Source organism: Blastococcus sp. SYSU D00813, from assembly GCF_054050735.1.
The window spans coordinates 1-12,533 of record NZ_JBJGZX010000063.1; the positions used below are offsets into that span (position 1 = coordinate 1).

The 12,533-nt window shown below is 76.9% G+C and carries 15 protein-coding genes; 9 read left to right on the forward strand and 6 right to left on the reverse strand.

Going from position 1 to position 12,533, the window contains the following annotated elements; genetic code table 11:
- Positions 1 to 43: 43 nt before the first annotated feature.
- The 3 genes from ACI8AX_RS23110 to ACI8AX_RS23120 all read right to left on the reverse strand — a co-directional run bounded on the left by ACI8AX_RS23110 (position 44) and on the right by ACI8AX_RS23120 (position 2,949).
- Positions 44 to 1,060, reverse strand: coding sequence for a hemolysin family protein (locus tag ACI8AX_RS23110; RefSeq protein WP_456552219.1), 1,017 nt, complete (start codon positions 1,058 to 1,060; stop codon positions 44 to 46).
- Positions 1,057 to 2,463, reverse strand: coding sequence for a hemolysin family protein (locus tag ACI8AX_RS23115; protein WP_456552220.1), 1,407 nt, complete (start codon positions 2,461 to 2,463; stop codon positions 1,057 to 1,059). Before ACI8AX_RS23115 ends, ACI8AX_RS23110 begins: the two co-directional genes overlap by 4 nt.
- 102 nt (positions 2,464 to 2,565) lie before the next feature.
- Positions 2,566 to 2,949, reverse strand: coding sequence for an STAS domain-containing protein (locus ACI8AX_RS23120; RefSeq protein WP_456552221.1), 384 nt, complete (start codon positions 2,947 to 2,949; stop codon positions 2,566 to 2,568).
- A gap of 161 nt (positions 2,950 to 3,110) precedes the next feature.
- On the opposite strand from ACI8AX_RS23120, the gene ACI8AX_RS23125 reads away from it, so the two are divergent.
- The 4 genes from ACI8AX_RS23125 to ACI8AX_RS23140 all read left to right on the forward strand — a co-directional run bounded on the left by ACI8AX_RS23125 (position 3,111) and on the right by ACI8AX_RS23140 (position 6,176).
- Entirely contained in the window at positions 3,111 to 3,821 is a 711-nt protein-coding gene (locus tag ACI8AX_RS23125; RefSeq protein WP_456552222.1) for a response regulator, read from the forward strand.
- Positions 3,818 to 5,191, forward strand: a complete 1,374-nt coding sequence (locus ACI8AX_RS23130; protein WP_456552223.1) for a sensor histidine kinase — start codon at positions 3,818 to 3,820, stop codon at positions 5,189 to 5,191. Before ACI8AX_RS23125 ends, ACI8AX_RS23130 begins: the two co-directional genes overlap by 4 nt.
- On the forward strand, positions 5,188 to 5,778 hold the full coding sequence (locus ACI8AX_RS23135; protein ID WP_456552224.1) for a GerMN domain-containing protein: 591 nt from the start codon (positions 5,188 to 5,190) through the stop codon (positions 5,776 to 5,778). Before ACI8AX_RS23130 ends, ACI8AX_RS23135 begins: the two co-directional genes overlap by 4 nt.
- A gap of 77 nt (positions 5,779 to 5,855) precedes the next feature.
- Positions 5,856 to 6,176 carry an STAS domain-containing protein gene (locus tag ACI8AX_RS23140; RefSeq protein WP_456552225.1) on the forward strand — a complete coding sequence of 107 codons (321 nt, stop codon included), beginning with the start codon at positions 5,856 to 5,858 and terminating at the stop codon, positions 6,174 to 6,176.
- Positions 6,177 to 6,180: 4 nt separating this feature from the next.
- On the opposite strand, the gene ACI8AX_RS23145 is transcribed toward ACI8AX_RS23140, so the two are convergent.
- Together ACI8AX_RS23145 and ACI8AX_RS23150 are read right to left on the reverse strand one after the other, a co-directional pair.
- Complete coding sequence (locus ACI8AX_RS23145; protein ID WP_456552226.1) at positions 6,181 to 7,428, reverse strand: hypothetical protein; 1,248 nt, start codon at positions 7,426 to 7,428, stop codon at positions 6,181 to 6,183.
- Positions 7,429 to 7,494: 66 nt separating this feature from the next.
- Positions 7,495 to 8,238: an SDR family NAD(P)-dependent oxidoreductase gene (locus ACI8AX_RS23150; protein WP_456552227.1), complete on the reverse strand. Its 744-nt coding sequence runs from the start codon at positions 8,236 to 8,238 to the stop codon at positions 7,495 to 7,497.
- Between the two features lie 138 nt (positions 8,239 to 8,376).
- Here ACI8AX_RS23150 and ACI8AX_RS23155 point away from each other — a divergent pair, with 138 nt between their 5' ends.
- From ACI8AX_RS23155 to ACI8AX_RS23165, 3 genes are all read left to right on the forward strand, one after another.
- Positions 8,377 to 8,685: a hypothetical protein gene (locus ACI8AX_RS23155; RefSeq protein ID WP_456552228.1), complete on the forward strand. Its 309-nt coding sequence runs from the start codon at positions 8,377 to 8,379 to the stop codon at positions 8,683 to 8,685.
- 9 nt (positions 8,686 to 8,694) lie between these two features.
- A complete protein-coding gene (locus ACI8AX_RS23160; RefSeq protein WP_456552229.1) occupies positions 8,695 to 8,898 on the forward strand; it encodes a zinc-ribbon domain-containing protein in 204 nt (67 codons plus the stop codon).
- 121 nt (positions 8,899 to 9,019) lie between these two features.
- Positions 9,020 to 9,571, forward strand: a complete 552-nt coding sequence (locus ACI8AX_RS23165; RefSeq protein ID WP_456552230.1) for a nuclear transport factor 2 family protein — start codon at positions 9,020 to 9,022, stop codon at positions 9,569 to 9,571.
- A 2-nt stretch (positions 9,572 to 9,573) separates the two neighbouring features.
- Here the strand turns inward: ACI8AX_RS23165 and ACI8AX_RS23170 are convergent, their stop codons facing one another.
- The gene (locus tag ACI8AX_RS23170) at positions 9,574 to 10,458 is read right to left on the reverse strand and encodes a helix-turn-helix transcriptional regulator (RefSeq protein WP_456552231.1); all 885 of its coding nucleotides are present in this window, start codon (positions 10,456 to 10,458) and stop codon (positions 9,574 to 9,576) included.
- A 136-nt stretch (positions 10,459 to 10,594) separates the two neighbouring features.
- On the opposite strand from ACI8AX_RS23170, the gene ACI8AX_RS23175 reads away from it, so the two are divergent.
- Positions 10,595 to 11,617: a zinc-dependent alcohol dehydrogenase family protein gene (locus tag ACI8AX_RS23175; RefSeq protein ID WP_456552232.1), complete on the forward strand. Its 1,023-nt coding sequence runs from the start codon at positions 10,595 to 10,597 to the stop codon at positions 11,615 to 11,617.
- A 170-nt stretch (positions 11,618 to 11,787) separates the two neighbouring features.
- A complete protein-coding gene (locus ACI8AX_RS23180; protein ID WP_456552233.1) occupies positions 11,788 to 12,216 on the forward strand; it encodes a DUF4326 domain-containing protein in 429 nt (142 codons plus the stop codon).
- The last annotated feature ends 317 nt before the right edge of the window (positions 12,217 to 12,533 follow it).

Consider the following 12,533-nt stretch of genomic DNA (forward strand, 5'->3'; position numbering starts at 1 on the left):
CGGGCCCCGTGCGGGGCCCGGCCGCAGCCGTGTCCGGGCCCGGTCAGGCCGCCCCGGCCGGTTCCGGGAACAGCCGGCGGAGCACGTCGGCGAGGGTGACCACGCCGAGGACCGCGCCGGCGTCGGTGACCACCGCCAGGTGGTTGCGGCTCTCCCGCATCGAGGCGAGCGCCGCGTGCACGCTGGTGCCGGCGTCCAGGGTGAACACCGGCCGGGCGAAGCCCGCGGCGCGGGCGCCCTCCGGCGCGGTGAGCGTGTCGCGGACGTGCACGACCCCGGTCAGCCGCTCCCGGGTGCCGAGCAGGATGCGCAGGTGCCCGGTGCGCCGGGTGGCCTCGCGCACCGTGCCGACGGAGGCGTCGGCCGGCACGGCACCCAGCGGCGCGTCGGGGTCGACCAGTTCGCGGACGGTCATCCGCTCCAGCTCCAGCGCTCCGGAGATCTGCGCCGAGAACCTGGCGTCCAGCGCGCCCACGTTGGCCGAGTGCTCGACCAGGTGGCGCAGCGCGTCGGGGCTGTGCCCGACCGCCACCTCGTCGGCGGGCTCCACGCCGACCGTGCGGACCAGGGCGTTGGCCGCCGAGTTGAGCACCCGGAGCAGCGGCCGGAAGACCGCCATGAAGGCGCGCATCGGACCGGCCAGCAGGGTGGCCGACCGCTCCGGGTGCGCGATGGCCCACGACTTGGGCGCCATCTCCCCCACCACGAGGTGGACGAAGGTGACGACGAGCAGGGCCAGGACGAACCCGGCGACGTCGGCGGCGACCAGCGGGAGACCCCACGACCCGAACAGCGGGGTGAGCCAGTGGTGGACGGCCGGCTTGCTGATGGCGCCCAGGGCCAGGGTGGCGGCGGTGATCCCGAGCTGGGAGCCGGCGAGCAGCAGGGTGAGCTCGGAGGAGTTGCGCAGCGCCGCCCGGGCCGAGCGGCTGCTGGGGGCCGCCTCCTCCAGCCGGTGCCGCTTGGCGGCCAGCGCGGCGAACTCGACGGCGACGAAGAAGGCCGACAGCGCCACGATGGCCACCGTCGCGGCGACGACGACCCACGGGTTCCCGCTCATCGGACGGTCTCCTCGGCGGTGACGGTGCCGGTGGTCCCGGGAGCGGGCACCCGGTCGGGCAGCTCGAGCCGCACCCGGGAGGGCACGTGCCGGTCGACGGCGAGCACCTCCACGCGCAGCAGCCGGGGGGCGGGGTCGTCGTCGTGGACGAGGTCCCCCGGGTCCGGCGGCAGCTCGAGGGTCAGCTGCGCGCCGGGCGGGGGCAGCGTCCCGGCCGCGGCGATGACCAGTCCGGCGATCGTCTCGTAGGGCCCGCGGGGCAGGTCCACCGACAGCGCCCGCTCGACCTCGTCGACGTGCACGTCGCCACCCATCTCCCACACGCCGTCGCCCGCGACCGGCACGTACGCGGGGTCGACGTCGGCGTCGTGCTCGTCGGTGATCTCGCCGACCAGCTCCTCGGCGAGGTCCTCCAGCGTGATGACGCCGGCGAAGCCGCCGTACTCGTCGATCACGCAGGCCAGCTGGTCGCCGCGGTCGGTGAGCCGGCGCAGCGCGTCGGGCAGCGAGGTGAAGGTCGAGACCACCGGGCACTCGCGGGCGAGGGCGGTCACCGGCGCGGTGTCGGGCTCGGTGGTCACCAGGACGTCGGCCAGGCGCACGACACCGACCACGTCACCCGTGCCGGCGTCCAGGACCGGGTAGCGGGAGTGCCCGGCGGCCATCAGCTCGCGCAGCCCGCCGAGGGTCTCGGTGGTGGCCACGGTGTCGACCCGCGGGCGCGGGATCATCGCGTGCTCGACGTCGCGCTCGGGGAAGTCGAGGATGCGGTCGACCAGCATGGACAGCTCGGCCGGCAGGTCCCCGCTCTCGCGGGACTCCTCGACGATGTGCTCGAGGTCGCGCACGGTCGCGGCGTGCTCGACGTCGTGCACCGGCTCGATCCGCAGCGCCCGCAGCAGCAGGTTCGACGCCTGGTCGAAGACCCGGATCAGCCACCCCAGCACCTTCAGGTAGACGACGGTGGAGGCGGCCAGCCAGCGGGCGACCGGCTCGGGCCGGGCGATGGCGAGGTTCTTGGGGAACAGCTCGCCGAACAGCATCTGCACCAGCGTGGAGAACAGCAGGGCGAGGACCGCGCCGACGGCGACGCCCACCCCGGTCGGGACGCCCACCCCGCCGAGCAGCGAGCCGAGCGACTCGCCGATCAGCGGCTCGGCGACGTACCCGACGAGCAGCCCGGTGACGGTGATGCCCAACTGGGCGCCGGAGAGCATGAACGACGTGCGGCGGGTGACCGCCAGGGCCCGGGCGGCCGCGGCGTCACCGGCCTCGGCGCGGGCGGCCAGGGCGGAGCGGTCGACCGCCATGTAGGCGAACTCCTGGGCCACGAAGTACCCGGTGGCGACCGTGATCGCCAGGACGACGAGCAGGCCCAGCAGCAGGGTGAGCACCTCGGTCACCGGCCACGCACCCCCCTCCGGAAGCGGGGATCCGTGGCCTGGGGACTGTGATAGGGACTCATGGCTCTCTTCGACGAGGGGGTACGGGACGCGCGCACGCGGTCAGGGCTGCAACGGGCGGCCGCGCCGGGGTGTTCCGCGCCGGCGGGCCGGGCCGGGCGGCGGCCCCGGCTGCAGCTGCAGCACCCGCCACAGGCCGGTCCGGCGCAGCATGTCCGACGTCCGCCGGTCCGCGCCGCGCAGGACCACCCCGCCGCCGCGGGCGCGGCAGATGCGGTGGGCCCACAGGAAGCTGGCCAGCGCCGGGCTGGCCAGCCGGTCGACGCGGGCGAGGTCGACGACGATCCGCCGGGCCCCGGCCAGCAGCGCCTCGTGCAGCAGCCAGCGGGCGTCGGCCAGTCCGTCGGCGAGCAGCGTCTCGTCGAGCGCGACCACGACCTCGTCGTCCCCCGGAGCCGGGCGCGCGCGGGCTGCTCCGCTCGTCATGGGGCGGCTCCTCCGGTCGGCGCGGTGCACGGTGCTGGCCGCCAGACTGCCGGTGCCGCTTTGCGGTCCGGGGTGCGAGCGCTTTGCGGTTCCGTGACGATCCGCCGGGCCTCCCCGGACGGCGGCGGCACGGCGGTCGGGCGGTGGCAGCATGGACGGGCGTGCCGCCCCGCCTGCTCGTCGTCGAGGACGACGACCACATCCGCACCGCCCTGCGGTGGGCCCTGGAGGACGAGGGCTACGCCGTCGACGAGGCCGTGGACGGCGAGGAGGCCTGCGCCCGCGTGGACCGCGACCCGCCCGACCTCATGGTCCTGGACCTGATGCTCGGCCGGACCGACGGCTACAGCGTCGTCCGCCACGTCCGGCGGGCGCACGACCTGCCGATCATCGTGGTGAGCGCCCGCGCCGACACCCACGACATCGTCGCGGCGCTGGAGGCCGGCGCCGACGACTACGTGACCAAGCCCTTCGCGGTCAAGGAGATCACCGCGCGCCTGCGGGCGCTGCGCCGGCGGGCCGGAGGGGCGCCGGGGGGCGGCGCCGAGCGGCCCCCGGAGGTGGTGCTCGACGGCTCCGCGGACGAGCCGCTGGTGCTGCGCCCCGCCGGCGGCACGGTCTCGCGCGGGGACCGGCCGCTGCCGCTCACCGTGACCGAGTTCCGGCTGCTGTGCGAGCTGGCCGCGGTGCCCGGGCGGGTGCTCAGCCGCCAGGAGCTGCTCGAGCGCGTGTGGCAGCACGGGTTCTTCGGCGACGAGCGCATCGTCGACGTCCACATCCGCCGGCTGCGCACCAAGGTCGAGCTCGACCCGGGCGCGCCGCGGCTGGTCGTCACCGTCCGCGGGCTGGGGTACCGGCTGGACCCGCGGTGAGGCCCCGCGCCCGGCCCTCCGGGCTGCGGGCCCGCGTCGCCGTGTCCTTCGGCCTCGGGGCGCTGCTGGTCTCCGCCGTCCTCGCCGGGACGACGTTCCTGCTGGCCCGCGGCTACCTGCTGGACCAGCGGGAGACCGCCGCCACCGGCGCGGCGTTCGTCGACGCGGACCTGTTGCGCAGCCGGCTGGCGACCGCCGGCACGGAGGTGGACGACGCCCTCGCCGAGCTCTCCACCGACGGGGGCGACGTCGTGGTCCGCAGCGGCGGCTCCTGGTACTCCACGAGCCTGGACGTCGGCGCCCGGGACGTCCCCGCGCAGCTGCGCGACGTCGTGGACTCCGGGTCGGCCGGCCTGCAGCGCGTGGACTCCCCCGCCGGGCCGCGGCTGGTCGTGGGTGTCCCCGTGGCCGGCGCCGACCTCGACGTCTACGAGATCACGCCGCTGGACGAGCTGCGGTCGGTGCTGCGCACCCTGACCTGGGTGCTGGTCGCCGCCGCGGTGGCCGCCACCGCCGCCGGCGCGGGGGTCGGGCTGTGGGCCAGTCGGCGGGTGGTGCAGCCCCTGGACCAGGTCGCCGGCGCCGCGACCCGCATCGCCGCCGGCGAGCTCACCACCCGGCTGCCCGCCACCGGCGACCCCGACCTGGTGGCGATCGTCGGCAGCTTCAACGCGATGGTCGACGCGCTGGCCGCCCGCATCGAGCGGGACGCGCGGTTCGTCGGCGACGTCAGCCACGAGCTGCGCAGCCCGCTCACCAGCCTGACCACCGCGGTCGAGGTGATGGCCGCCCGGCGCGACGAGCTGGACCCGCGGTCCCGCCAGGCCCTCGACCTGGTGGAGCAGCAGCTCGCCCGGTTCCGGGCCACGCTCGACGACCTGCTGCAGCTGGCCCGGCTGGACAACGACCCCGGGGTCGCCGGGGACGAGCGGGTCGCCATGGGCGGGCTGGTCCGCGAGGTGCTCGCCGCCACCGGCCGGCCGGCGGACCTGCTGGAGTCCGACCCGGCCGGGGACACCGTGGTCCGCGGGGACAAGGCGTGGCTGGAGCGGGCGGTGCGCAACCTGCTGGACAACGCCGACCGGCACGCCGGCGGGGCCTGCTGCGTCCGGGTGGCGCGCCGGGGGGACTCCGTCGTCCTCACCGTCGACGACGCCGGTCCCGGCATCCCGCCCGAGGACCGCGAGCGGGTGTTCGAGCGGTTCGCGCGCGGCCCGCGCGCCGCGCGCGGCTCGCTGCCCGGTGCGGGACTGGGGCTGGCGATCGTCGCCGACGTGGCGGCCCGGCACGGCGGCGGCGCGTGGTGCTCGGACGGTCCGTGCGGCGGGGCCCGGCTCAGCCTGTCGCTGCCGACGGAGGAGGAGCAGTGAGGCGCGCCGCCGGGGGGCTGCTGGCGCTCGCGCTGCTCGGCGGCTGCGGCCTGGGCGGCGGGGAGGCCGAGGCGATCCGCGACTCCGACGTCCCCTACGGGCTGCTGTCCCCGACGAGCTCCCCGCCCGGTCCCGCGGCGCCGTCCGCCGAGGACGGCGGCGCGCGGGTCTACCTGCTGGGTCCCGGCGACGTCCTGACCCCGAGCGACCGGCAGGTCTCGGGCACGGGCCTGCGCGAGCGCCTCGGCGACCTGCTCGACCAGCTGGCCGCCGGGCCGACCGCCGACGAGCGGGCCGGCGCCCTCACCAGCGTGCTCCCGCCCGGCACCGGCCTGGCGGTGACCGCGGTCGACGGCGGCACCGTCACCGTCGACCTGAGCGGCCCCGGAGAGGCGCCCGACGGCCAGGAGAGCCGGCTGGCCGTGGCGCAGATCGTGCTGACCGCGACCACGCTGGCCGACGTCCGCGCGGTGCTGCTCACCCAGGACGGCGAGCCGCTCGAGGCGCCGCTGCCCAGCGGGGAGCTGACGGCCGACCCGCTCACCGCGGCCGACTACGGGCCGCTGCTCGTCGCGCCGCCGTCGTGAGGGCGCGCGTGTGACGACCTCGTGACGACTCCCCGCCGGGCCCGGTCCGCGGGCCGCGGCGCTGCCATGGTGGGGACATGAGCAGCTCCGCCATGACCGAGGTCGTCCACGTCCGCCGGGGCGCCGTCCGCGTGACCGGCGACCTGACCGCGCAGGGCGCCGACCTGCTGCGCGGCACCGTCGAGAGCCTGGCGCGGGGCGGCGCCCGCCGGGTGGTGGTGGACCTGCGCGAGGTGCGCTCGACCGATCCGGCGGGGATGCACGTGCTGCGCGACGTCGAGCGCACGCTGGCCGCCGACGGCGCGCAGCTCGTGGTCCGCCCGCCGGAGGAGCCGGCGGCGGACCTGCCCCGGCCGCGTCCCCACCGCGACCGGCGGCCCGGGCCCGTGCCGTCCTGACCGGTCAGGTGCCGAGGACCCAGAGGAGCTCCGCGGCCCCGCAGGCGCCGAGCAGCAGCGTCGTCCCCTCCTCCCCGGGGAACGCCCACCGCACGCCCTGGCCCTCGCGGCAGCCGGTGTCGACCGGCGGGGCCGACTCCCCCGTGGCGAGGTCGATCGAGGCAGCGCCCCACGGCAGGGGCAGCGTGAACCAGGCCAGCCCCGGGTCCACCGCCTGCGGCTCCAGCCAGTCGACGTCGGCGGAACGGACCAGCGGCACGCCTTCGGCGGCACCGGGCGGCACCGCGACGACCTGACCGCCGGCGCCGACGTCGACGACCGCGACGGCCGTGCCGTCGACGGCTCCGGGCACGAGGGCGGCGCGCGTGTCGGCGGGCTCGGGGTGCAGCTGCACCGGCGGGCCCGCGGGCTGCAGGCCGGGCGTGAGGTCGGCGAGCAGCGGGACGCTCGCCCCGCCGTCCGCCGTGGTGCCGGCGAGCAGCAGCACGCGGACCCCGCCGCCGGCCCGTGGCGCGACCCCGGCGGCGGCCAGCCACGGGTACCGGCTCAGCTCCGGGTCGCCCCGGAGGTCGCGGTCGGCGACGACGGCGCCGCTGGCCACGTCGACGGCGACGACGCGGCCGTCGGGCGCGTCGCCCAGCCGCTCCGCCGTGTACACGGTCCGGCCGTCGGCCGACAGCACCGACCGGCCCTCGGCGCTGCTGGCGCCCCGGGCGGGCAGCACCACCACCTGCCGGGACGCGCCGGTGCCCGGGTCGACGACGACGAAGCCGAGGTCGGCGCCGCGGCCCACGTCCTCGGGGAGGGCGAAGGTGCCGGCCACGAGCACCGACCCGTCGGGGAGGACGGCCACGGTGCGCGCGCCCTCGACGGCCCCGAAGGCCGGGATCTCGTGGGCGGCGGTCACCTCGAGACCGTCGCCGGCCGGGGAGAGGACGACCAGCCGGCTCGCGTGGTCGCCGGACCGGTCGGTGACGACGACGTACGCGCCGTCGGGCCCGCCCGTGGCCGCCTGCGCGTACAGGTACTGCCCCGGCACGGCGGCGGAGAGGTCCACCCGCGCGAGCAGCTCGGCGGCGGGCCCGGCACCGGGCACGTCCGCGGCCGGGAGGGCCGACGCGCCCTCCAGCGCGGTCGCCGACGGGGCCTCGAGGTCGGCGGTCCCCCCGGGCTCGCCGTCCTCCCCGGCGGCGCAGCCGGGGACGAGCAGCAGCGCGGCGAGCAGGGCGAGCGGGACGCGTCGTCGGAGCACGGGCGCGGGTTGTAGCAGAGGCCGGGCGGCCGGGGGGCGGTCCCGGACGCGGCCCGGCCCGGTCGCTCAGCTGGTGGCGTAGCCGCCGTTCACGGGGATGGTCTGGCCGGTGACCCAGGAGGCGTCGTCACCGACCAGCCAGGCCACGGCGGCGGCGACGTCGCTCGCCTTCCCCAGCCGCGGGACGGCGTAGGCGCGCAGCTGCTTGAGCGCCATGTCCGAGCCCTCGTCGACCCCGGCGTTGTTCTGGGTGGCCAGCGAGAGGCTGTTGCAGGTGACGCCGGAGCGGCCCACCTCCTTGGCCAGCGAGCGCATCAGCGCGGGGCCGGCGCCCTTGGAGGCGGCGTAGGTGGCGATCAGCTTGTCCCCGACCCGGGCGGACTCCGAGCTGATCGTGATCACCCGGCCCCAGCCGCGCTCGAGCATCCCCGGCAGCGCCGTGTGCGTGCAGTTCAGCGGCCCGTACACGTTGAGGTCGACGAACGCCCGCCACGACTCCGGGTCCTCGTCGACGAACCGCTTCATGCTGATGCCGGTGACCGGGATGCCGGCGTTGTTCACCAGGACGTCGATGGGCCCGAACAGGGCGAAGGCCTCGCGCACCGCCGCCAGGTCGGTCACGTCGGCCACCACCGGCTCGGCCTTGCCCCCGGCCGCGCGGATCTCCTCGGCCACCCGCTCGGCCCGGTCGGCGAACAGGTCGTTGACGCCGACGGTGGCGCCGCGCGCGGCCAGCACCCGGGCGATCTCCGCCCCGACGTTCTGCCCAGCCCCGGTGACCAGAGCCGTGCGCCCACCCAGATCGCTCACCGCGTCGTCTCCTCGTTTCTCCCGGCCCGCCCTCGGCGATCCGTGGCAGGACGCCCCGGTGTGACGCCGGACGCCGGCGGGAACCCTAGTGGTGCCGACGGGTGCCCCCGTCGCGACGGCGGACGACGAGGAGACCCCATGGCCGGCGACCGGCCCGACCCCGGCGAGTTCCTGGAGCGGGCGCAGAAGATGTTCCGCGAGCTGTTCGGCGACGTGGGCGGCCAGGGCGGCTCGCCCTGGTCGTCGGCGACCGAGCACCCGCGCCGCGAGCCCAGTGCCGAGGAGCAGCGCGAGAACCTCACCTTCGCGCTCGCGACCCGCGCCGTCGAGGCGCTGGAGGACCTGGCGCTCAACGTGGCGGCCATCCGCCAGCGCCTGGAGCGCCGCGACGCGGAGGGTCCCGGCGGGCCGCGCACCCAGCCGGACCCCGGCGACACGGCTGCGTAGGCCGGCGGCGTGTTCTTCCTCTTCGGCTTCGGCACCAAGCAGCGCGACCTCGGCCCCGGCGAGGTCCGCACCTGCCCGCGCTGCGGCAACACCACGCGGTGGCAACGGGTGCGGGAGTCCCGGCAGGTCACCGTGTTCTTCCTGCCGGTCGCCCGGTGGGGACGGCGGGACCTCGAGGTCTGCGGCGTCTGCGGCACCGCCGTCGAGGTCTGACCCGCCGGCGGTGTCCATGTCGTACCTCCGGGCACCACGTGCAGCCGCTGCCGACCGCCCGGCGCGTCGCGGGGTGCAGGCTGCACCGCGACGCAGGTCACCCGGACGGGAAGGGAACGCGATGGACCCCCACGACGACGGCGGACGAGAGGCGGTGGACGTGCCGGTGGCGGTGGACGTGGCGGTGGACGTGGCGGTGGACGTGGCGGCGCTCGCCGCGCGGCTGCGGCACCTCGAGGACCGGGTCGAGATCGGCCAGCTGGTCGCCTCCTACGGCCCGGCCGCCGACTTCGGCGACCCCGCCGCGGTGACCGGGCTGTGGACCGAGGACGGCGTGTACGACGCCGCCCCGCACGGCCGGTGGGAGGGCCGTGAGGCGATCGCCGGGATGATCGACGGCGGGCACCAGCTCGGCATCCGGGCGGGCATGGGGCACGTGCTCACACCGCCGCGGATCGAGGTCGACGGGGACACCGCCCGCGCCTGGAACCACGCGATGAACGTGCGCTGGGACGCCGGGGCCGACCGCTTCTGGGTCGGCCGGCTGTCGGCCAACGAGTGGCGGCTGCGCCGCGTCGACGGCCACTGGCGGGTGGTCGAGCGCGTCAACCGCAACCTCGACGGCTCCGACGAGGCCCGGGCGACGTTCCGCGACGTCGTCGCGCCCGGCTGAGCTCAGGCCCGGTCGGTCGCGCTCGGGGACTCCGCACGGGCGGTCGCCGCCCAGCTGGCCAGCAGCTTGAGCGCGTCCTCGGCGGGGGTGCCCGGCTCCGCCGTGTAGATCGTCAGGCGCAGGCCGGCGGTGTCGTTCGAGGGCAGGTCGAGCGTGCAATAGCCCAGCTCGAGGGCGCCGACGACGGGGTGGCGGAAGTGTTTGACGCCGTCGTGGTGGATGCGCACGTCGTGCGCGGCCCAGCGGGTCCGGAACACCTCGCTGACCGTGGAGAGCTCGCCGACCAGCTCGCGCAGCTGCGCGTCGTGCGGGCGGCGGCCGGCCTCGGCGCGGAGCAGGGCGACGGTGACGTTCGCCGCCGCCGCGCGGTCGGCGTAGAAGTCCTCCGCCCGCGGGTCCAGGAACTGGAAGCGGGCGAAGTTCGGCGGCCGCCGCGGACCCTCGAACATCGGTGAGTGCAGCGCCCGGCCCAGGGCGTTGGTCGCCAGGACGTCCAGGCGGCCGTTGGCGACGAACGCGGCCGCCCCGGTCATCGAGTCGAGCATCCACTGCACGCGCGGCGGCACCTGCGCCCTGACACGGCGCTGCGGCGTGCGGGCCGGCCGGGTGGCCGCGCGGGCCAGGTTGAACAGGTGGGTCCGCTCGGCCTCGTCGAGCTGCAGGGCGCGGGCGACCGCCTCGAGCACGTCCTCGGAGACGCCGGCGATGTGCCCCTTCTCCAGCCGGGTGTACCAGTCGGTGCTCACCCCGGCGAGGACGGCGACCTCCTCCCGGCGCAGGCCCGGCACCCGCCGACGTCCGCCCCCGGGCAGCAGCCCCGCCTGCTCCGGGGTGATCCGGGCCCGCCGGCTGGCGAGGAAGTCGCGGATGTCGGAGCGGTTGTCCACGGATCGACCGTACGGCCGCCCGGCGGCGCAGGGGGGTCGAGCCGCTACCCCCCACGAGCCCGCCCTCCCACGCCCGCACGTGGAGGCGTTCCGTGGTGTCCGGAAGCCCCACCCCCTGCCGAAGGAGCCAGCCACCATGCGCGGAGCAGTTCTGCACGCCCCCGGCGACGTCCGCGTCGAGGACCGCCCGGATCCCCGGATCGAGCAGCCGACCGACGCGGTCGTCCGGCTGGCCGCCACGTGCGTGTGCGGGTCGGACCTGTGGCCCTACCGCGGCGCCGACACCGTCGCGGGCCCGGCGCCGATGGGCCACGAGTACGTCGGCGTGGTCGAGGAGGTCGGCAGCGAGGTCACCTCCCTGCGGCCCGGCCAGTTCGTCGTCGGCTCGTTCCTCGCCTCCGACAACACCTGCGAGATCTGCCGGGCCGGGTACCAGTCCCGCTGCGTGCACGCCTTCCCCGTCGGCGCAATCGGCACCCAGGCGGAGTACGCCCGCATCCCGCTGGCCGACGGCACGCTGGTCGCCACCCCCGAGATGCCGGGCGCCGACCTCGTCCCGGGCCTGCTGGCCGCCTCCGACGTGCTCGGCACCGGCTGGTTCGCCGCCGTCGCGGCCGAGGCCGGCCCGGACAAGACCGTCGCCGTCGTCGGCGACGGTGCCGTCGGCCTGCTCGGCGTGCTCGCCGCCCGCCAGCTCGGCGCCGAGCAGATCATCGCCTTCAGCCGGCACGCCGACCGGCAGGCCCTGGCCCGCGAGTTCGGCGCCACCGACGTCCTGACCACCCGCGGGGACGAGGGCGTGGCGGAGCTCGAGGAGCTCACCGGCGGGCTGGGTGCGCACTCGGTGATCGAGGCCGTCGGCACCCAGGAGTCGATGATGCAGGCCATCCGCGCCACCCGGCCCGGCGGCCACGTCGGCTACGTCGGCGTCGCCCACGAGGTCGCCCTGCCCGGCGACGAGCTGTTCTTCTCCGGCGTCCACCTGCACGGCGGCCCCGCCCCCGTCCGGCGCTTCCTCCCCGAGCTCATCGACCTGATCACCAGCCGCGCCATCGACCCGGGGCGGGTCTTCGACCTCGCCCTGCCGCTGGAGCAGGCCGCCGAGGGCTACCGCGCGATGGACGAGCGCCGCGCGATCAAGACCCTGCTGACGGTCTGACCGACCGCGAGGGAGGACCCCGGTGCTGTCGGCGTACGACCCCGGCACCGCGGTCCCGACCCTCGTGCCGGTACCGGTCCTCGCCCAGCGGTCGTGCAGGAAACGTCACACCCGTCCCGTAGACACCAGGTGACCCAGGGGGACTGCTGCGAGGCGAGGGTGGTGGCGGGATGGCCGTGTCCGTCGGAGGGCGGGACGCCGGAGCACCTCCGGTCGCCCGCAGGAGGTCGGGGCGTCCGCAGCGCATCCGGCTGAGCCGGGCACGCGGCTGGCGCAAGCCCGCAGGAGCGGTGGTCGTGGCGCGGCCGACCCGGTGGGGCAACCCGTTCCGCGTCGGGGAGACCTACATGTGGTCGGCCGCCGACCCCGACGACGCCTGGCCGGTGCCGACGTCCCGGGAGCCGGGCGTGCACCGCGACGGCGCCCGGGTCGTCGTCTGCCCCGACACCGCCACGGCCATCGAGTGGTTCCGCCGGTGGGCGGTCGGCGACTACGCGGCCGAGGCCCGGCGGCTGCTGCGCGGACGCGACCTGGGGTGCTGGTGCCCGCTGGACCGGCCGTGCCACGCGGACGTCCTGCTCGAGCTCGCGAACGGCTGACGCTCCCGTCGGCCGCCGCCCCGCGCCGCGGCCGGTGGGCGCCACTGCCCAGCGTGTGCGCGGCGCGCGGCGTTCCACGCTCGATCCTGCGGGCGTGGGCGCACACGCTGGTGGTGTCGGTGCTGGTCAGCGGCCCGGAACTGTCGTACCCGGGGCCTAGCGTGCAGGTCGTGGCGGGAGTGCGGGAGTACGCGGTCGGGGTGACCGTGGTGCCGCTGGCTGCCGCGCCGGAACGGGACCGGGAGCCGCTGCCGCGGGGGCCCGGGCTGGGTGCCCGACACGCTGCCGCAGATGCTGCCGGCGCGGCGGTCGTCGGC